This is a genomic window from Flavobacterium psychrotolerans, assembly GCF_003097635.1.
Lineage (GTDB): Bacteria > Bacteroidota > Bacteroidia > Flavobacteriales > Flavobacteriaceae > Flavobacterium > Flavobacterium psychrotolerans.
Genome location: NZ_QCZI01000008.1, coordinates 63,018 through 81,047, shown reverse-complemented (window position 1 = coordinate 81,047; position 18,030 = coordinate 63,018). Strand labels below are relative to the sequence as shown.

Below are 18,030 nucleotides of genomic sequence, written 5' to 3'. Positions count from 1 at the left end.
GGTTTTGATTATCTTTATGATATGGAATCATAAAAACTTTAGAATGAAAACTGTTTCTATTTTTTTAGTATTGCTTATTCCTTTATTTTTATGTTCTCAAATTGTTGGAATTCAATCTTTTGCAACTGGATTTACAAGTCCCATAGAAGTTGCCCATCCTGAAGGAGATTCCCGATTATTTATCGTGGAACAAGGGGGGAAAATAAAGATTTTAAATTCAAATGGAGAAACTAATATAAAGTCATTTCTAACGCTTACGACCTCTACGATATCTACAGGAGGCGAAAGAGGCTTGCTTGGTTTGACATTTCACCCAAAATACAGTACCAACGGTTATTTTTATGTGAATTACACCAATATCTTTGGAAATACTGTGATTGCCAGGTATTCGGTATCTACTGATCCAGATGTGGCTGATGCCTCAAGCGGGACTATTTTGCTAACTATAAACCAGCCGTTTGCGAATCATAACGGAGGAAGTGTCAAATTTGGCCCCGACGGTTACTTATATATAGGAATGGGTGATGGAGGTAGTGCCGGAGACCCCGGAAACAGAGCCCAAAACCCTAATGAATTGCTTGGGAAAATGCTCCGCATCGATGTGGATTCCGATTTTCCATATGGAATTCCGCCCACCAATCCTTTTGTGGAATCTCTATCTTTTCGCAAAGAGATTTGGGCAATTGGACTGCGAAATCCTTGGAAATTTTCATTCGATAAATCAAATGGCGATTTGTGGATTGCTGATGTGGGACAAAATCAAATTGAAGAAATCAATAAAGTAAGTTCCACCGTTGCCGGACTCAATTATGGATGGAATTGTTATGAGGGAAATAGTGTTTATGCGGGCTGTACAGCACTGCCCATTACCTATACCTTTCCTTTGGCTCAATATACGCACAGTTTTGGATGTTCGATTACTGGCGGTTATGCTTATGCAGGTACCACTTATCCTAACTTTCAAGGGAAATATTTCTTTGCCGATTATTGCAGCAATAAAATAGGAATGTTGGATTCTTCAGGAACAATTGTATGGTCTACAGCATTTAAGGGAACTAGTTTTGCCACTTTTGGAGAAGACTATGCTGGGGAACTTTATATTGCTGGATCTGCAGATGGAGTCATTTATAAAATTATCGACACTTCTCTTGGCGTAAATGGGTTTCACAATAAAAAAATTGAACTGTATCCAAACCCAGCCACTACCGAATTTTTCATACAAACAAAAGCGGTTCATTTACCCGCGTTTATTACAATTTCTGACGTTACCGGAAAACTTTTACTGTACGAGTCACTGGAGGCGGAAACAAGTTCAATCTCGATTTCAACTTTACAGAGTGGATTTTATTTGGTAAATATTAAGAGTAACAATGGAGAGAATTTCAGTTCGAAATTGACAATTAAGCAGTCTTTTTAAGATAAATTTAAGGTGCGGGATCTGGAATTACATTTTGAACCTTTTCTATTTCACGCAAAATATCTTCTGATAAAAGTACCTCAATTGATTTGATGTTTTCCTCTAGTTGTTTCAAAGTTGTTGCTCCAATGATGGTGCTAGTCACAAAAGGCTGTTGGTTTAAAAAAGCCAAGGACATTTCAGTCAACGTCAAGCCATTTTTGCTTGCGATTTCCTGATACAATCTTGTGGCTTCGGCACACTGGGCGCTGTTATATCTTGAAAATTGCGGAAACAATTTGATTCTGGAGTTGGGATGTTCTTTTCCGTTCAAAAATTTCCCGGATAAAACCCCAAAAGCTAATGGGGAATAGGCTAACAAACCCACATTTTCTCTTAGGCAAACTTCGGCAGAACCATTTTCGAAAAGCCTGTTTAACAAAGAATAAGGGTTTTGAACCGTTTTTATTCTTGGTAAATTATGATGTTTGTTTTCTTCCAGAAAACGCATTATACCCCAAGGCGTTTCATTAGAAAGGCCAACATGATTTATTTTTCCTTCTTTTATAAAACGGTCTAAAGTTTCTAAAACTTCATGAATGTTATCTTCCCAAGCATCATTTTGCACTTTGAAACCACGTTGCCCGAAAAAATTGGTTTTTCGTTCTGGCCAATGCAATTGATACAAATCGATATAGTCCGTTTGTAATCGGGTTAGACTTTTTTCAATAGACAGGGCGATACTTGCAGACGAAAAATCCATGTTTTCTCTAATATATGACAAACCGGGATTTGGCCCTGCTATTTTAGAGGCTAAGATTACTTTATCTCTATTTCCTGATTTTTTAAACCAGGTTCCAATGATTTTTTCGGTACTTCCATAAGTTTCTTTTCTGCCAGGAACCGAGTACATTTCGGCAGTATCAATAAAATTAATGCCGTTTGCTAATGCAAAATCCATTTGGGCATGACCATCGGCCTCCGTGTTTTGTTCACCAAAAGTCATGGTTCCGAGGCAAATTTTACTTACTTCTATATTTGTGTTGGGCAGGATAGTATATTTCATTTTTAAGGTGCTAAAATTCTATGGTTTTGAATCGCAAAGATAAAGTTTAGATAACAGGTCTGGTTTTTGTTAACATTTTTTTGGTATCGTTTGATCACTTTCGTTTACAAAAAAGGTTCAAAGTTTAAACTCTGAACCCGATTGTTTTGTAATGGAATTGCTGTTCAAATAGTGCTACAACTCATTCAACATCTTAGATATTTCATCCAGTTTTGGGGTCAAAATAATTTCGATTCTCCTGTTTTTAGCTTTTCCGTCAGGTGTTGCGTTGCTGGCTAAAGGTGCAAATTCACTTCTTCCCGCAGCAGTTAAATTTTGTTTGTTGATGGTTTTGTTTTCTCCCAAAACATTCACGATAACGGTTGCCCTTTTGGTGGATAAATCCCAGTTATCAGCGATAGGGCCGCTACCGCCATAAGCGTCATCATCGGTATGTCCTTCTATGAGAACCGAAATGTCCGGGTTTGCAGCAAGCACTTTTCCTACTTCAACAACAGCACGTCGTCCTTCTGCCCCAACGGCCCAACTTCCGGAACTGAACAGCAGTTTGTTTTCCATGGAAACGTACACTTTTCCGTTTTTTTGTTGCACAGTCAATCCTTTTCCTTCAAAACTATTCAGCGCTTTGGAGAGTGTTTCTTTCAGTTTTTTCATGCTGGCATCCTTGGCGGTCATCAAACTTTCCAGCTCGGACAATCGTTGGGAACTGGCTTGTAAATCGCCTTTTAATTTGTTCCATCTTTCTTGCTCATTGGCTAGTGCTTTTTGCTTTAATTCTAATTGCGCCAACAGTTCGCGGTTTTTATTCATGTTGGTTTCTAAAGCTTCGTCACTGTTTTTTTCTAAGGCATTGTAGGACGCCTGAAGTGTTTTTAGGTTTTTGTCGGAAGCAGTGTAATCGGACAATAATTTGTCTCGTTCCGATTTGGTTTTGCCTAATTCTGATTGTAAAGCGGTATTGGCTAAATCCAACTCGTTTTTAGCTTTCGTGCAATCCTCGCCTTCATCCTGTAATTTCCGATTTTCTTTTTTTAAGTCGGTGTATTTGTTTTCTAAATCGGTGTACACTTTTTTAGAGACGCAGGATGCCGTCAAGGCTAAAACGACGATTGCGGTGGAGATTTTTTTAATCATATTTTTAAATTTTAATTCAGGTTTAATGTCAAAAATTATTCAATTTCTACCAATGCAGGACAATGGTCAGAATGTTTGGCTTCCGGTAAAATTACGGCTCTGGTGATTCTGTCTTTTAAGCTTTCGCTAACCAAACAATAATCGATGCGCCATCCTTTATTGTTTCCTCTGGCTCCCGCACGATAGCTCCACCAGGTATAGTTGTGTGGTTCTTTATTAAAAAGTCGGAAACTGTCTATGAATCCGGTTTTCATAAACCCATCGAGCCAGGCTCTTTCCTCCGGTAAAAATCCGGAAACAGTTTTATTGCGAACAGGGTCGTGAATGTCAATCGCTTCGTGGCAAATGTTATAATCCCCACAAATAATGAGATTGGGGATTTCTTTTTTCAGCTCGTTGATATACTTTTGAAAGTCATCCATGAACATGAATTTGTGGTCTAATCTTTCAATATTTGTACCTGAAGGCAAATACAAACTCATAACGGAAAAATCATCGAAATCAATGCGAAGATTTCTACCTTCAAAATCCATGTGATCTATTCCAGTGCCAAAAACGATATTGTTGGGTTTTACTTTTGATAAAATGGCCACTCCACTGTATCCTTTTTTTGTTGCCGGAAACCAGTAATGATAAGGGTATCCTGCAAGTTCTATATCTAAGGTTGGGATTTGTTCTGGAGTTGCTTTAATTTCCTGAAGGCAAATTACATCGGGGTTTGCTTGTTGCAACCAGTCGATGAATCCTTTAGATATTGCGGCTCGAATTCCGTTTACATTGTAGGAGATGATTCTCATTATCGATTTTTTTTTGTGTTTTATATATGTAAAAATTATTTTGACTTTGTCATATATAGAATCGCCTTTTTATTGGTGTTTGCTCACGCAAACAGTTTGTTAATAGCGATTTCAAAAGTAATGAAAAATAAAAAGCATACCGCAAAAAAACAAAGAAAATCAGACGGTGCCATTGTCAGATAATGGAGTTTTTTTCTATCTTTGCCCATCGTCAAATAAACAAAAACTACATGGGTTTAGTAACCGCTAAGGAAGTCGCAAAAGCAATAAATACCGACAAATATGGGGTTTTCGGAACTTTTTCGGGCTGGCTCTTGATGAAAGTGCTGAAAATTTCTACCTTGAATAAAGTTTATGACAGAAACAAGCATTTGAAAGATCTTGACTTCCTGAATGCTATTTTGGAAGACCTGCAAATAAAATTCGAAATTCCGGAGGAAGACTTAAAACGCTTGCCTAAAGACGGGGCTTACATCACCATATCCAACCATCCCTTGGGAGGGATTGACGGAGTTTTGCTATTGAAATTAATGCTTGAACGGGAGCCCAATTTTAAAATCATTGCCAATTTCCTGTTGCATAGAATTGAGCCTCTGAAAAAATACATCATGCCCGTAAATCCTTTTGAAAACCATAAAGACGCTAAGTCCAGCGTGGTAGGCATTAAGGAAACGTTGCGCCATTTAAGCGACGGAAAACCGTTGGGAATGTTTCCTGCCGGTGAAGTTTCTACTTATAAAGACGGAAAATTGATGGTTGACAAACCGTGGGAAGAAGGTGCGATTAAAGTAATTAGAAAGGCCCAAGTTCCCGTAGTTCCCATTTATTTTCATGCTAAGAACAGCCGATTGTTTTATTTGCTTTCCCAGATAGGAGGGACGCTTCGTACGGCAAAATTACCGTCTGAAGTCTTTAGCCAAAAACACCGAGTGATTAAAGTTCGTGTTGGAAAGCCCATTTCGGTAAACGAACAAAACGAATACAAAACCATCGAGGAATATTCGGAATTTTTAAGAAGAAAAACCTACTTGCTGGCCAATCCTTTTGAAAAAGAAAGCAAGTTGTTGCCTACTCCAAATCTAAAAATTTCCAAGAGCCCAAAACAAATTGTTACTGCGGCAAGTCAGGACAATATGATTGAAGAAGTAGACTTATTGCGCGCTTTGGATTGTAGGCTGTTGCAAAGTAAAAATTACGAAATTTTCTTTTCGGAAGCATCCAAGATACCTAACATTCTCCATGAAATTGGAAGATTACGTGAAATCACTTTTAGGGAAGTGGGAGAAGGAACGAATGAATCTATAGATTTAGACAAGTTTGATCAGTATTATGACCACCTATTTTTATGGGATGATGATGCCAAAAAAATTGCGGGTGCTTATAGAATGGGATTGGGTTCCAAAATTTTCCCCAAACATGGGATTGAAGGTTTTTATTTGAACGACCTCTTTCGGTTTGAACCTGAATTGTATGACATGATGCATAAATCCATTGAGATGGGTCGTGCCTTTATCGTCAAAGAATACCAGCAAAAACCGATGCCTCTTTTCCTGCTTTGGAAGGGAATCATTCATACCACATTGCGTTATCCGGAACATAAATTCTTGCTTGGAGGCGTGAGCATCAGCAACCAATTCTCTGATTTTTCAAAATCGTTGATGATTGAATTTATGAAATCGAATTATTATGATCCCTACATTGCGCAATATATTCATCCCAAAAAGGAATATAAAGTAAAATTGAAAGATGCCGATAAGGACTTTGTTTTTGATGAAGCCGAATCGGATTTGAACAAATTTGACAAAATCATTGATGAACTCGAACCGGGAATTTTGCGTTTGCCTGTTTTAATTAAAAAATACATCAAGCAAAATGCGCGAGTGGTTGCTTTTAACGTCGATCCGTTGTTCAATAATGCGATAGACGGTTTAATGTACATTCGTATTGCCGATATTCCTGAAAGCACCATGAAACCGGTAATGGAAGAGTTTCAGGCAGAATTGGAGCGGAAATTAGCGGAGAAAGGGGAGGGTTGATTTTGACTGTTATACTCATAATAAAGAAGGGGCAAATTTAGAAATTTGCCCCTTCTTTATTTTAAAACCAACCTCTTTTATTGGTTTGATAAATATGATAAAACTCTTCGTCCGATTTTGTGAGATAAATTATTCCTTCAATAAATGGAACAATTCCTGCAATGCCACAAGTTACAATGGATAAAATGATTTGTATAATTCCTTCCTTCGTGTATCCCAGAATAAATTTATGAATCCCTAAAGAGCCGAAAATAAGGGCTAAAACGCCGGCTACTATTTTTTTGTTTTCGGGCTGAAAATCAGTTTGGGGTTTATTCCAGTCTTCTTGTTTTGAATTTTCCATACGTTTCTTTTTTATTTTATAAAAATAGGGATTATTTGGTTTGAATTGTTAATTCCCTTTCCAGTTTTAAATGTTTTGCCTTAATTGTATTGACAATATCCTCAGTGAAGTGTTCTTTCGTACTAAAAAACTCCGCAAATGCCTTCCTTTGCAGATGTTTAATTTTAAATAAAAGTATAAAAAAATTCCGCAAAGTCAGGAGACATTTGCGGAGCTTTTCATAGGAACTCTTTGCGGAGCGGGGTTATCTTTTCTGATATAATTAATTTATTGACAAAGCCATATGAAGTATATATTAGGAGTATTGTCATTAAAACAACTTTAACTTTTAAATTTTTCATTATTCAAATAAACTATTGCTGTTTTAAATATATTATAGTTTCCATTCTTCCAACAGGAGTTAATGATAAAATATTACTATTATTTTCATTAATACCATTTATATACTCGCAATATTCCGATTGATCGTTTCCATCGATAATTTTTAAAATTAAATCTCCATTGGATAAAGTTTCTCCTCCACATTCATTAGAAATACTATACAAATCATCCGATTCTAAAATATTATTTATATATGTTTTAACGTGACCATCATTAGTAAACTCTCGCTTATTATTTTGTTCATTTTCCATTATCCAAACACCTAAAATTTCTTGTTCAGGAGAAATAGATTGTGTTTTAGAAACCTTCAAGTTGTTACAATTCTTTATAAACCCAAAAGTCACTAAACAACTCATTACTAATATTGTTACCAATAAATATTTATTTTTCATTTTCATGTTTTTATATATTAACAATTTATTTTATTTTTTGCGCTTTCGAAAAAGCTCTCTCTTTTATCTAATGCTTTTAATCCTGAATTAATTTTTTTTGTCACATCTTTAACACTTGTATTAGCATCGATTGTCATCTTATCTAAAACCCGATATTTAAAATACCACATTGCACTTAAAACACTGTGCAATCCAGATGAAATATTATCAGGTTCTTGATAAAAATTACTAAGCCCAATTCTTGTCAAATAATTATGATATCCTTCATAATTAGACCTTCCTGTTAATTGCATAAAACCTCTACCTCTAAATGTCCAGCCGTCCCCAGCTCCGCAAAGTTTTCTATTGTACCGAAGTGCTCCGCAAATGCCCCTGCTCCGCAAAGAGTTGAATGATAACACTACGCTCCGCAAATGTCTCCTGACTTTGCGGAACAACATCAATCATACTGCTATTTTACAATTGAATTTTAGCTTAAAACATTTACAAAAAATAGCTGAACCATCTCAACCTTATTTTATAGCTATTTTTTTCGAAGATACAATTTTTATAGAAAAATTCCGCAAAGTCAGGAGACATTTGCGGAGCTTCTCATAGAAACTCTTTGCGGAGCTGGGGAAAATATTAAAGCACACCATTTTTTAATTATAAATTGCCATAATCTTATCGACAATTACCTGTGCCAGTTTTTTGTGGCTTTCATAAGTCCAACCTGCAATGTGTGGCGTAAGAATAACATTGTCAGCATTTAATAAATATTGAAAAGCTTCAGGAATAGTTCCGTCTTGAAAAAGAGATTCAAAAGACCCTTTTTCGTATTCCAAAACGTCCAAACCTGCCCCCAGTATTTTTCCGGATTTTAACGCTTCGACCAAATCTGCCGTGACCACATTTTTACCGCGGGAAGTGTTGATGAGCCAAAACGGTTTTGCAAAAGCATTAATAAATGTGGCATTCACCATTTTGTCCGTTTCCGGAGTCCAAGGAATATGGAGACTCACGACATCTGCTTTTTGTTGCAATTCTTGAAGGGAAACTTGTTTCGCATTGACATCTCCAACATTTTCTAAAATATCATAACACAAGACTTCAACTTCAAAACCTCGTAGTTTTTTGGCAAATGATTTTCCCATATTGCCATAACCAATGATGCCTACGGTTTTTCCATCTAATTCATGACCGCGGTTGCTTTCGCGGTTCCATTGTCCTGATTTGATTTCGTTATTCGCCTTGGTAAGATTGTTGAAAAGGGACAATGCCATCCCTAATGCATGTTCGCCCACGGCATTGCTGTTGCCTTCCGGAGCGGCAATAAGTTGGATGTTTTTGCTTAAAGCATACTCACAATCGATACTTTCCAAGCCAGCACCCACGCGAGCGATGAATTGCAAATTAGTGGCTTTGTTTAAAAATGTTCTATCGATTTTGAATCGGCTGCGAATGACAATTCCTTGGTAATCGTGGATTTTTGCTTCAATTTCCGCTTTGGATGAGGTGAAATCTTTATGGTTCACAAACCCGGCTTGTTGCAACTGTTCCCAAAGCAAAGGATGGTTGCTGTCGATGTGGAGGATTTTTATGTTGGGTATTGGGTGTTGAGTGCTGGGAGCTGGCATGAATTCATTGGGATTTAGTGTTCTGCAAATACATGAATGTAAACGGAATTGCATTAGGGATGGCAGTGGAGCTCTTTTTTGAGGCGATTTTTATTCGCCTCAAAAAAAGCGGGAACGTACAGCCCGACCGAAGGGAATGCCCAAAAAAATTATCCCTTGATTTGTTTCAAAGAAGTTTTTATTCCTCTAATCAATGACGAACTGAATCCGTGCATTTCCATTTCGTTCAGTCCGGCAATGGTACAGCCTTGTGGCGTTGTAACCCGATCTATTAATTGTTCTGGATGTCCTTTTTCTTCCAAAAGCATTTCGGCGGCTCCTTTTACGGTTTGTGCAGAAATGGCCAAGGCAGTTTGCCAGTCAAATCCAATTTCGATTCCGGCTTGCATTGAAGCGCGAATGTATCGCAAGGCAAAAGCCGTCCCGCTAGCTGCCAAAACCGTGGCTGCATCCATTAATTTTTCGTCAATAATAGGCGCCGTTCCCAGTTCTTGGAATAATGCAACAACATTTTGCGCATTCTCTTTGTCTTTTTCCCGAAAAGCGATGCAGGTTGCCGATGCCCCGAACTGAGCCGCAATATTGGGCATGATTCGGATGGCGCTGTTTGAATCACCAATTTTATTTTGCAAATGCTCTACGGACAATCCGCTTACCGCCGATGCAATGGTTTTGTTGGAGATTTTTGGAAGTATTTCGCCTAAAACGGTATCCACTTGGTACGGTTTTATGGTAAGGATAATGAGGTCTGCTTCCTCTATTTGATGCGTGTTATCGGAAGAAACCGTAATGCCTAAATTTTCAAGATGCAGGATGCTTGCCGTGTTCCTTCTTGTTACGGTAACTTGGTTGTTTTTTGAAAATTTTGCAATTCCCAATGCTACGGAAACGCCTAAATTACCGCCTCCAATGATGTGTATTTTCATTTTTTGTATGTATTTTCCTCTCCCCAACCCTCTCCAAAGGAGAGGGAGCTGATATGGGAACGTGTTAGTTTTAAATTTATTTTATCTCTTTTTAATTAGAATCCTAAAATCATTTGTGCAATCCAAAAGTACAGAATTATTCCAAATACATCATTTGTAGTTGAAACAAATGGTCCTGTTGCTATGGCAGGATCGATTTTGTTTTTGTGCAGAAAAAGCGGAACCAATGTGCCCAAAGTCGCCGCAAATAAAATAACAACAATTATAGAAATGGAAATGGCCAAGCCCACTTGGTATTGCTGGTACATAAACGAGTGATAGCCCAGCAGCAACAAGGAAATTATGGTTCCCGAAATCATGGCAACGGCAATTTCTTTGCTGAAATAACTTCGACTGAATTTCTTCAAGGTTCCGTTAGCCAATCCTTGCACTACAATTGCGGAGGCCTGAACACCAATATTTCCAGCCGTTGCGGAAAGCAATGGTACAAAAATGATTAAGGTGGAATATTTCTGGAAAGCACTTTCGTTACTTTTTAATACAAACGATGCTATGATTTCAATAACCATTCCTATCAACAACCACGGCAAACGAGCTTTTGTGAGTTCTAGAATGCTGTCATTGGCCTCAACGTCTTGGGTGATACCGGCAGCCAACTGGTAATCTTTGTCGGCCTCGTCTTTAATTACGTCAAGGATATCATCAATGGTAATTCTGCCCACCAATCGTCCCAATTCATCTGTTACCGGAATGGCTTCCAAATCATATTTTTGCATAATTCGTGCCACTTCAACGTCTTCAGTGTCGACTTTTACGGAATTTAATTTTCTAATGTAGACTTCGCTAATGGGTGTTTTGGTAGAAGTTGTCAATAAATCTTTGAGGGACAAACGACCTTTCAGTCGATCCTCATCATCCACAACGTAAATAGAATGTACTTTGGAAATGTTTTCGGCCTGAACACGCATTTCTTTTACACAGGTGAGCACATTCCAGTTTTCGTTCACTTTTACCAACTCCTTGTGCATAATTCCACCCGCAGTATCTTCTTTGTAACGTAGCAAATCAACGATGTCCTTGGCGTGTTCAGCGTCCTGAAGTTCAGAGATTACTTCTACTTTACGGTCTTTGGAAAGTTCGGCAATAATGTCTGCGGCATCATTGGTTTCCAGTTCATCGAGTTCCTCGGCAATTTCTTTTGGAGAAAGACGGCTCAAGATATTTTCTCTTAAATCGTCTTCTAATTCCAGAAGAATTTCGGCTGTTTTCTCACTGTCTAAAACCTTAAAAATGTATGTTGCTTCATCAAAATCGAGCTCGTCAAGAATTTCGGCAATATCAGCATGGTGCAAATCATTCAGTAAAACTTCCAGTTGACGGTCGTCTCTATTTTGAATTAATTGCTCTAATTGTTGGATTAGATCTTTACTGATTTTAAATTCCATCGGCTTCTATTTTTTGTGTAAGTCCAATAAATTGTTCTACGGATAATTGTTCTGGTCGGAGGTCAAAGATAGTATCTTCTCTCAGATTATCCGACAAATTTAATGTTTTTAAACTGTTACGTAATGTTTTCCTTCTTTGTTGAAAAGCGGTTTTGACTACGGTAAAAAATAGTTTTTCGCCACAAGGCAAACTGTAATTTTCTTTTCTTCGCAATCGCAACACGCCCGATTTCACTTTGGGAGGCGGAATAAAAACATGTTCGTCAACGGTAAACAAATATTCGGCATCAAAAAAAGCTTGTACTAAAACGGATAGGATTCCGTAAGCTTTGCTTCCTTTTTTCTCGCAAATCCTTTGGGCCACTTCTTTTTGGAACATGCCAGCAAACTCTGGAATTTGGTTCCGGTATTCTAACGCCCGAAAAACGATTTGTGTCGAAATATTGTAAGGAAAGTTTCCAATAATGGCAAATTGTTTGCCCTCGAAAATTTCATTGATGTTGTATTTCAGAAAATCTTTAGAGATGATCTTGTCCTTCAATTTTGGGTAATTTTCATCTAAATAGGTAACCGATTCCGAATCAATTTCAATGACATAGGTATTTATTGGTTTGTCTAATAAGTATTTGGTTAGCACTCCCATTCCTGGCCCAATTTCCAGCACATCGTCATATCCTTCTAAATTTAAAGTGTCAGCAATGTCCTTGGCGATACTTTCGTCTTTCAGGAAATGTTGTCCGAGATGTTTTTTGGCTTTTACTTTTTCCATTTTGTTTTTGTTTTGCCACGAAGGCACAAGGGCACAAAGGTTTATATTTTCTCTTAAATCCCGATAGCTATCGGAATCCATGCGTGATTTTTCGGTTTGGTTATCAACTAAAGATAGGCCTCAGTTACTAATTACTGGGCACTTACCAAGGAATAATGTTCGCTTACATATTCCAATTCGGTTCTGAAAGAAAAGGCTTTGTCCCCAAATAATTGCATCGTTTTTTCCCGCAACCGTGGCGCATCTTCTTGGTAATATTTTTCTAGTTTTTCTTTGCTGTCTGTGGTGTATTGAACGGCATAGGTAATTCCTCCCATTTCCTCTTCGATAAGAACCCGTACCATTCTGGCCGACGTAAATTTTCCTGTGGCCAATACCTCCGGAATATGCTTTTCCTGCATCCAAGTCAACCATTGATCGTGAGCGCTTTCGTGTATGTTTGTGGTTACGTTATAAATTATCATAGGGTTTGGTATTTTAGTTGTTTAAATCACAAAAGTCGGTATTACAAGTTGGTATCGCCTCGTAATTGTCTGTATTTTTTTCTGGCGTCAGTAAAATAAATGCTGTCTTCGTGATGAAAAATAATTTGTTCGTAAGCTGATTTGGCTTTCTCAATGTTCTTTAGCTGCTTATTGTAAATTTCTGCCGAAAAATAATAGGCTTCGTCAATATAAATTCCGTCATTGTGCCGATCAATTATTTCCTGATATTGGCTTAATGCCGAAATATAATCGCCAGATTTCTCATAGATTTTTCCCAGTCTAAAAAGTGTTACGCTTTCAATCTCCTGGCCTTTAAAACTTTTTAAAATGGATTGAAATACATCCAAGGCTTCTTTGTTTTTATTTTGATATAACAAATAATCGGCATGCGCAAATTGTTTCAGAGCCGTTTGGGTCGAATCGGCAACCGTGTTGTCATTTATTAAAAGAAAATATTCGAGTGCATCATTGGCAATTAGTTGTGTCGAAGCCGACTTGAGTTCTTTGAACTGCTTTTGCGCCCATTGAAAATCGCCCTTAAAATAGCTGGTTTTGGCTGCTTTTAAACTGGCTTCATGGCCTACAACATCGTTTTTTAAATCCTCTTCAATTTGGGAATAATAGATTAAGGCTTGGTTGAATTTTTCTTCAAACAACAAAATATCGGCCAATTCCATTTTGACATCTGCCTTTTGATATTCGTTTAATGGCAAATCTATAGCCGTTTTTAATATTGTTTTTCCTTGTTCTGGATTCTTTAAATGAAAGGTAAGGAAATGGGCTTGTATAATCTGTAAGGACAAGGAATAGGGGCTGATGCCAAATTGCTTCAAGAGTAAATCCAAGTCGGTTTCAATTGTTTTAAAATCATTTTCCTGCGCCGAATCTATGCGCATTTTAATCAAAAAAGTATGGGATTGAATGAGTAATTCGGTGTCCTTGGTGTTGTCTAAAACAAAAGTCAAAATTTCTTTAGCGGTTTCTTTTTCGCCGGCTTCAATGGCCAATTGCGCCAGATTTACTATATTGGAAAATGTTTCCGGATTGCGCTTATAAATGGCTTTTTCTTGAATAAAGGCTTTGCCGTATTCTTTTTGTTGAACGTAAAACCAACTCAAATATTCGTTCCAAAAAACATCCTGATTCTTCTGAGCCCTTACTAGCAAAGCTTTTCGAAGCGATTCGTTAAAAGTTGCATTAGCATCTTCCATCATAAAACGCGACAACTGGTTTTGAATCATAATGGAATTTTGAGGATTCGCGTAGGCTTCCGTCAGGAATTTTTCAATCATCATGTCGGTATTGCCTAACTGTCCGTAAAGCATTGCCATTTGATAGTTGAAATTGAAACGGGGCTCAACAGTAATCGCCAGTTCATAGGATTGCAAAGCGTAATCCAACAATACTTTTCTCTCAAAAGTCGAAGCGACTCCATAAACCTCACTGGGGTTTTTCCTGATTTTATCCAAAGCCTGTTCGTAGTATTTTTTGGCTTTGTCAACATTTTTTTGCAATTGATAATTGTAGCCCAATTCCACCAGCAGACTGGCTTGTTTGTATTTGTCCAACCGTTCCTGAATGGCTTTTTCGGCAATAGCGAATTGTTGTAATTGCTGGTAACAATCTATCACTTTCTGAAAATAATTCCCATTTCCAGGTTGTGATTTTAGTAATTCTTCGTAACTTATTTTTGCTTTCTCGAAATCGCCTTTGTCAAAATAATTCTGTGCCAATTGTTCGTTTTGTGAAAAAACAATTAGGGAGAAAAAGAGATGGATGCAAAGGAGCAGTTTTTTCATTTATTTTCAGTAAAAACGACAATGTACTAAAGTAACACTTTTGTGTCAAATTAGTACATCGTTTAAAAAAGATTAACTTTTTAATTGATTATGTCAAACCCACAGTAGGAACGCAATACATCAGGAATCACGATGCCTTCCGGAGTCTGGTAGTTTTCTAAAATCCCGGCCAAAACTCTTGGCAAAGCCAATGAACTTCCGTTTAACGTATGCGCCAATTGGTTTTTTCCGTCCTTGTCCTTGAAACGCAATTTCAAACGATTGGCCTGAAACGTTTCGAAGTTAGAAACAGAACTGATTTCCAACCAACGATCTTGCGCCGTAGAAAACACTTCAAAATCATAGGTCAATGCCGATGTAAAACCCATGTCCCCTCCGCATAAACGTAAAATTCGGTACGGCAACTTTAATTCTTGCAAAATATTTTTTACATGTTCTACCATGCTATCTAAGGCTTCGTATGATTTTTCGGGATGTTCCACACGAACGATTTCGACTTTGTCAAATTGGTGCAAACGGTTCAAACCTCGAACATGCGCTCCGTATGAACCTGCTTCTCTCCTGAAACATGGCGTATAAGCCGTGGTCAAAATCGGCAATTCGTTTTCGTTTAAAATCACGTCGCGAAACAAGTTGGTTACAGGCACTTCGGCGGTTGGAATCAAATACAAATCATCGGTAGCATCATGGTACATTTGTCCTTCTTTGTCCGGCAATTGCCCCGTCCCGTATGCAGAAGCCTCATTTACCATGTGTGGTACTTGAACTTCATTATAACCGGCTGCCGTGTTTTTGTCCAGAAAATAATTAATTAACGCCCGTTGTAATTTGGCTCCTTTTCCTTTATAAACCGGGAATCCAGCTCCCGTTATTTTTACGCCCAACTCAAAATCGATGATATCATATTTTTTTACCAATTCCCAATGCGGTTGCGCTCCATCATGCAAAACGGGAATGTCGCCTTCTTGAAAAATATTCAGGTTTTCCTCTGGCGTTTTCCCTTCGGGAACAATATCCGCAGGAAGATTAGGTAACGTATATAGTTTTTGCGTCAATTCATTGGCTAAAACCTCCGCTTTTTCAGACAGTTCTTTGCTTTTTTCTTTCAACAAAACCGTTTTTTCTTTCAGAATTGTGGCTTTTTCTTTTTCGCCACTTTTCATCAAATCGCCAATGGCTGCCGATAATTTATTAGATTCCGATAAAATGGTGTCTAATTCTACTTGAGTAGCACGACGTTTTTCATCCAATTGCACCACTTCTTCCACAACAGCTTTGACATCCAAATTTCTTTTGGCCAACGCTTTGATCACTTTTTCTTGGTTTTCTCTAATAAATGCGATTTGTAACATGTTTTTATTTTTATAATGTGCGCAAATTTAAGGAATTCATTTTTATTAAAAGTCGCAAAAGAAAAAAGATGCTTTTAACTACAACAGATGCCTAAATTCACCTTTGCCGTTAAATTAACATTCATTCATTTAATTATTCCTTAAATTCGCAGAAACCATTGAACATAATGAAAAAAAATGCCCTCCTTGTTGTACTACTTTCTTTAGCGCCTTTGTACGCTCAAACGCCAAGCAAAGAGTTGGATGGGATTGCACATTCGGAAAAGCAATCAGCTCATAATAGGATGGTTTTGGTTGCCAATCCGGATACAGATAATTATGATATTACTTATCATAAATTAGAATTTAAGGTTGATCCAGCCGATTATTTCATTGCTGGAAAAGTGACCACGACTTATACGGCATTGGCAAACCTGTCAACGGTTATTTTTGATTTGGCCAATGAATTAATGGTAAGTGCCGTTAAAAAAAACGGAATGGATTTGGCTTTTACGCAAAACGGAAATAATGAATTGGTCATCTCCTTGCCCGCCACACAAGGGACAGGGACCGAGGCTACTTTAGAAATAACCTATTCTGGGGCGCCTCCCACTAACGGATTTAACGCCTTTACCAGTTCAACACATAATGGATCGCCTGTTATTTATACCTTGTCTGAACCCTTTGGGGCAAGGGACTGGTGGCCCTGCAAACAAGACTTGAACGATAAAATTAATAGTATTGATGTTTATATTACGGCTCCCTCCCAATATGTGAGTGTTTCTAATGGTTTGGAAACTACGGCTCCTGTTATTGAAGGCACTCTCAAAACCACTCATTTTCATCACGGGTATCCAATTCCTGCCTATCTCATTGCCATTGCGGTAACTAATTACAGTGTTTATACACAAGAGGCTGGAACGGCACCAACACAATATCCCATAATTAATTATATCTATCCGGAAAGTTTAGCTACAGTTCAGCCGCAATTGGATCAAACGCCTTTATTGTTGGATTTTTATGAATCTATTTTTACGCCATATCCTTTTAGAGACGAAAAATATGGTCATGCGCAATTTGGATGGGGTGGAGGAATGGAGCATACCACGGTTTCTTTTATGGTTGGTTTTGAGCGAGGATTGATTGCTCATGAAATGGCCCATCAATGGTTTGGAGACAAAGTGACTTGCGGTTCTTGGAAAGACATTTGGCTAAACGAAGGATTTGCAACGTATTTGGCCTCCATGGTTATTGAGCATTTTGATGGAGAAGATGCTTTTATTTCAGATAAAAACAACATGATAAGTTCTATTACTGGTTTCAGCGATGGGGCTGTTTATTTGACTGATGCAGAAGCCACTGATGTCGATCGAATTTTTAGCAGTAGATATAGTTATAAAAAAGGAGCTATGGTTTTGAATATGCTTCGTTTTAAATTGGGGGATACTGCCTTTTTTCAAGGGATAAAAAATTATTTGAACGATCCATTATTGACATACGGATACGCTAAGACACCAGATTTACAAATGCATTTAGAAACGGCATCAGGAATGGGTTTAACCGAATTTTTCAGTGATTGGGTTTACAATCAAGGCTATCCCAGCTATGTAATCTCGGCCAATAACAGTGTGCCTAATCAGGTTCAAATTACAATCAAGCAAACACAATCCCATTCTTCAGTTTCTTTCTTTGAAATGCCAGTTCCCATTCGATTGGTTGGATCGGGCGGAGAACAAAAAGACATTGTTTTAGAGAATACCATAAATGGACAAACATTTCTTGTTGATGTGCCTTTTATAGTAACGGATGTAATTTTTGATCCCCAAAAAGATATTATTTCAAAAAACAATTCGGTTAATTTAGGGGTGGGTTATTTTGATTTAAAAACGGATATTACCTTATATCCGAATCCCGCTATGAATCACTTGACATTAAGTTTGCCACAAGGAGTAACTACAAAAAAAACTGTTATTTTTAATAATTTAGGACAAAAAACCATAGAGTCTACTTTTGAAACGTCTTGGGATATTTCCGCTTTGGCAACTGGGGTTTATTATGTTAAAACAATCACTAATTTAGGAATGAAACAATTGAGTTTCATTAAAAATTAGATA

16 protein-coding genes are annotated in these 18,030 nt (G+C 37.6%); 3 read left to right on the top strand and 13 right to left on the bottom strand.

The window, feature by feature from the left end; translation table 11 throughout:
- Window positions 1-43: 43 nt before the first annotated feature.
- Complete coding sequence (locus tag DB895_RS07865) at window positions 44-1,417, top strand: PQQ-dependent sugar dehydrogenase (protein WP_116724815.1); 1,374 nt, start codon at window positions 44-46, stop codon at window positions 1,415-1,417.
- Window positions 1,418-1,424: 7 nt separating this feature from the next.
- On the opposite strand, the gene DB895_RS07860 is transcribed toward DB895_RS07865, so the two are convergent.
- The 3 genes from DB895_RS07860 to DB895_RS07850 all read right to left on the bottom strand — a co-directional run bounded on the left by DB895_RS07860 (window position 1,425) and on the right by DB895_RS07850 (window position 4,393).
- The gene (locus DB895_RS07860) at window positions 1,425-2,462 is read right to left on the bottom strand and encodes an NADP(H)-dependent aldo-keto reductase (protein WP_116724814.1); all 1,038 of its coding nucleotides are present in this window, start codon (window positions 2,460-2,462) and stop codon (window positions 1,425-1,427) included.
- Window positions 2,463-2,636: 174 nt separating this feature from the next.
- Entirely contained in the window at window positions 2,637-3,596 is a 960-nt protein-coding gene (locus DB895_RS07855) for an OmpA/MotB family protein (RefSeq protein ID WP_116724813.1), read from the bottom strand.
- Between the two features lie 35 nt (window positions 3,597-3,631).
- Window positions 3,632-4,393, bottom strand: coding sequence for an exodeoxyribonuclease III (locus DB895_RS07850; RefSeq protein WP_116724812.1), 762 nt, complete (start codon window positions 4,391-4,393; stop codon window positions 3,632-3,634).
- A gap of 230 nt (window positions 4,394-4,623) precedes the next feature.
- Between DB895_RS07850 and DB895_RS07845 the strand changes: the two genes are divergently transcribed.
- Window positions 4,624-6,429 carry a GNAT family N-acyltransferase gene (locus tag DB895_RS07845; RefSeq protein WP_116724811.1) on the top strand — a complete coding sequence of 602 codons (1,806 nt, stop codon included), beginning with the start codon at window positions 4,624-4,626 and terminating at the stop codon, window positions 6,427-6,429.
- A gap of 61 nt (window positions 6,430-6,490) precedes the next feature.
- On the opposite strand, the gene DB895_RS07840 is transcribed toward DB895_RS07845, so the two are convergent.
- The 10 genes from DB895_RS07840 to serS all read right to left on the bottom strand — a co-directional run bounded on the left by DB895_RS07840 (window position 6,491) and on the right by serS (window position 15,937).
- Window positions 6,491-6,772, bottom strand: coding sequence for a TM2 domain-containing protein (locus tag DB895_RS07840; RefSeq protein ID WP_116724810.1), 282 nt, complete (start codon window positions 6,770-6,772; stop codon window positions 6,491-6,493).
- Window positions 6,773-7,125: 353 nt separating this feature from the next.
- A complete protein-coding gene (locus DB895_RS07835; RefSeq protein WP_133242659.1) occupies window positions 7,126-7,545 on the bottom strand; it encodes a hypothetical protein in 420 nt (139 codons plus the stop codon).
- 17 nt (window positions 7,546-7,562) lie between these two features.
- Window positions 7,563-7,838 (bottom strand): hypothetical protein, encoded by a 276-nt coding sequence (locus DB895_RS07830; protein WP_133242658.1) that lies wholly within the window; start codon window positions 7,836-7,838, stop codon window positions 7,563-7,565.
- A gap of 348 nt (window positions 7,839-8,186) precedes the next feature.
- Window positions 8,187-9,161, bottom strand: coding sequence for a 2-hydroxyacid dehydrogenase (locus DB895_RS07825; protein ID WP_116724807.1), 975 nt, complete (start codon window positions 9,159-9,161; stop codon window positions 8,187-8,189).
- Window positions 9,162-9,310: 149 nt separating this feature from the next.
- Entirely contained in the window at window positions 9,311-10,087 is a 777-nt protein-coding gene (proC, locus tag DB895_RS07820; protein ID WP_116724806.1) for a pyrroline-5-carboxylate reductase, read from the bottom strand.
- 95 nt (window positions 10,088-10,182) lie between these two features.
- Window positions 10,183-11,532 (bottom strand): magnesium transporter, encoded by a 1,350-nt coding sequence (gene mgtE / locus DB895_RS07815; RefSeq protein WP_116724805.1) that lies wholly within the window; start codon window positions 11,530-11,532, stop codon window positions 10,183-10,185.
- The gene (gene rsmA / locus DB895_RS07810) at window positions 11,522-12,301 is read right to left on the bottom strand and encodes a 16S rRNA (adenine(1518)-N(6)/adenine(1519)-N(6))-dimethyltransferase RsmA (protein ID WP_116724866.1); all 780 of its coding nucleotides are present in this window, start codon (window positions 12,299-12,301) and stop codon (window positions 11,522-11,524) included. The genes mgtE and rsmA overlap by 11 nt, the downstream gene beginning before the upstream one ends.
- A gap of 131 nt (window positions 12,302-12,432) precedes the next feature.
- Window positions 12,433-12,765: a DUF4286 family protein gene (locus tag DB895_RS07805; protein WP_116724804.1), complete on the bottom strand. Its 333-nt coding sequence runs from the start codon at window positions 12,763-12,765 to the stop codon at window positions 12,433-12,435.
- A gap of 41 nt (window positions 12,766-12,806) precedes the next feature.
- Window positions 12,807-14,585 carry a tetratricopeptide repeat protein gene (locus tag DB895_RS07800; RefSeq protein WP_116724803.1) on the bottom strand — a complete coding sequence of 593 codons (1,779 nt, stop codon included), beginning with the start codon at window positions 14,583-14,585 and terminating at the stop codon, window positions 12,807-12,809.
- An 80-nt stretch (window positions 14,586-14,665) separates the two neighbouring features.
- Complete coding sequence (gene serS / locus DB895_RS07795; protein ID WP_116724802.1) at window positions 14,666-15,937, bottom strand: serine--tRNA ligase; 1,272 nt, start codon at window positions 15,935-15,937, stop codon at window positions 14,666-14,668.
- A gap of 167 nt (window positions 15,938-16,104) precedes the next feature.
- Between serS and DB895_RS07790 the strand changes: the two genes are divergently transcribed.
- Window positions 16,105-18,027, top strand: a complete 1,923-nt coding sequence (locus DB895_RS07790) for a M1 family aminopeptidase (protein WP_116724801.1) — start codon at window positions 16,105-16,107, stop codon at window positions 18,025-18,027.
- Window positions 18,028-18,030 lie beyond the last annotated feature (3 nt).

Excerpts from the sequence above, each read along its gene's own strand:
- proC (WP_116724806.1), bottom strand. The coding sequence starts at position 10,087 with ATGAAAATACACATCATTGGAGGCGGTAATTTAGGCGTTTCCGTAGCA.
- mgtE (WP_116724805.1), bottom strand. The coding sequence starts at position 11,532 with ATGGAATTTAAAATCAGTAAAGATCTAATCCAACAATTAGAGCAATTA.
- DB895_RS07855 (WP_116724813.1), bottom strand. The coding sequence starts at position 3,596 with ATGATTAAAAAAATCTCCACCGCAATCGTCGTTTTAGCCTTGACGGCA.
- DB895_RS07825 (WP_116724807.1), bottom strand. The coding sequence starts at position 9,161 with ATGCCAGCTCCCAGCACTCAACACCCAATACCCAACATAAAAATCCTC.
- DB895_RS07830 (WP_133242658.1), bottom strand. The coding sequence starts at position 7,838 with ATGCAATTAACAGGAAGGTCTAATTATGAAGGATATCATAATTATTTG.
- DB895_RS07790 (WP_116724801.1), top strand. The coding sequence starts at position 16,105 with ATGAAAAAAAATGCCCTCCTTGTTGTACTACTTTCTTTAGCGCCTTTG.
- DB895_RS07800 (WP_116724803.1), bottom strand. The coding sequence starts at position 14,585 with ATGAAAAAACTGCTCCTTTGCATCCATCTCTTTTTCTCCCTAATTGTT.
- DB895_RS07835 (WP_133242659.1), bottom strand. The coding sequence starts at position 7,545 with ATGAAAAATAAATATTTATTGGTAACAATATTAGTAATGAGTTGTTTA.
- rsmA (WP_116724866.1), bottom strand. The coding sequence starts at position 12,301 with ATGGAAAAAGTAAAAGCCAAAAAACATCTCGGACAACATTTCCTGAAA.
- DB895_RS07840 (WP_116724810.1), bottom strand. The coding sequence starts at position 6,772 with ATGGAAAATTCAAAACAAGAAGACTGGAATAAACCCCAAACTGATTTT.
- DB895_RS07845 (WP_116724811.1), top strand. The coding sequence starts at position 4,624 with ATGGGTTTAGTAACCGCTAAGGAAGTCGCAAAAGCAATAAATACCGAC.
- DB895_RS07805 (WP_116724804.1), bottom strand. The coding sequence starts at position 12,765 with ATGATAATTTATAACGTAACCACAAACATACACGAAAGCGCTCACGAT.
- DB895_RS07860 (WP_116724814.1), bottom strand. The coding sequence starts at position 2,462 with ATGAAATATACTATCCTGCCCAACACAAATATAGAAGTAAGTAAAATT.
- serS (WP_116724802.1), bottom strand. The coding sequence starts at position 15,937 with ATGTTACAAATCGCATTTATTAGAGAAAACCAAGAAAAAGTGATCAAA.
- DB895_RS07850 (WP_116724812.1), bottom strand. The coding sequence starts at position 4,393 with ATGAGAATCATCTCCTACAATGTAAACGGAATTCGAGCCGCAATATCT.
- DB895_RS07865 (WP_116724815.1), top strand. The coding sequence starts at position 44 with ATGAAAACTGTTTCTATTTTTTTAGTATTGCTTATTCCTTTATTTTTA.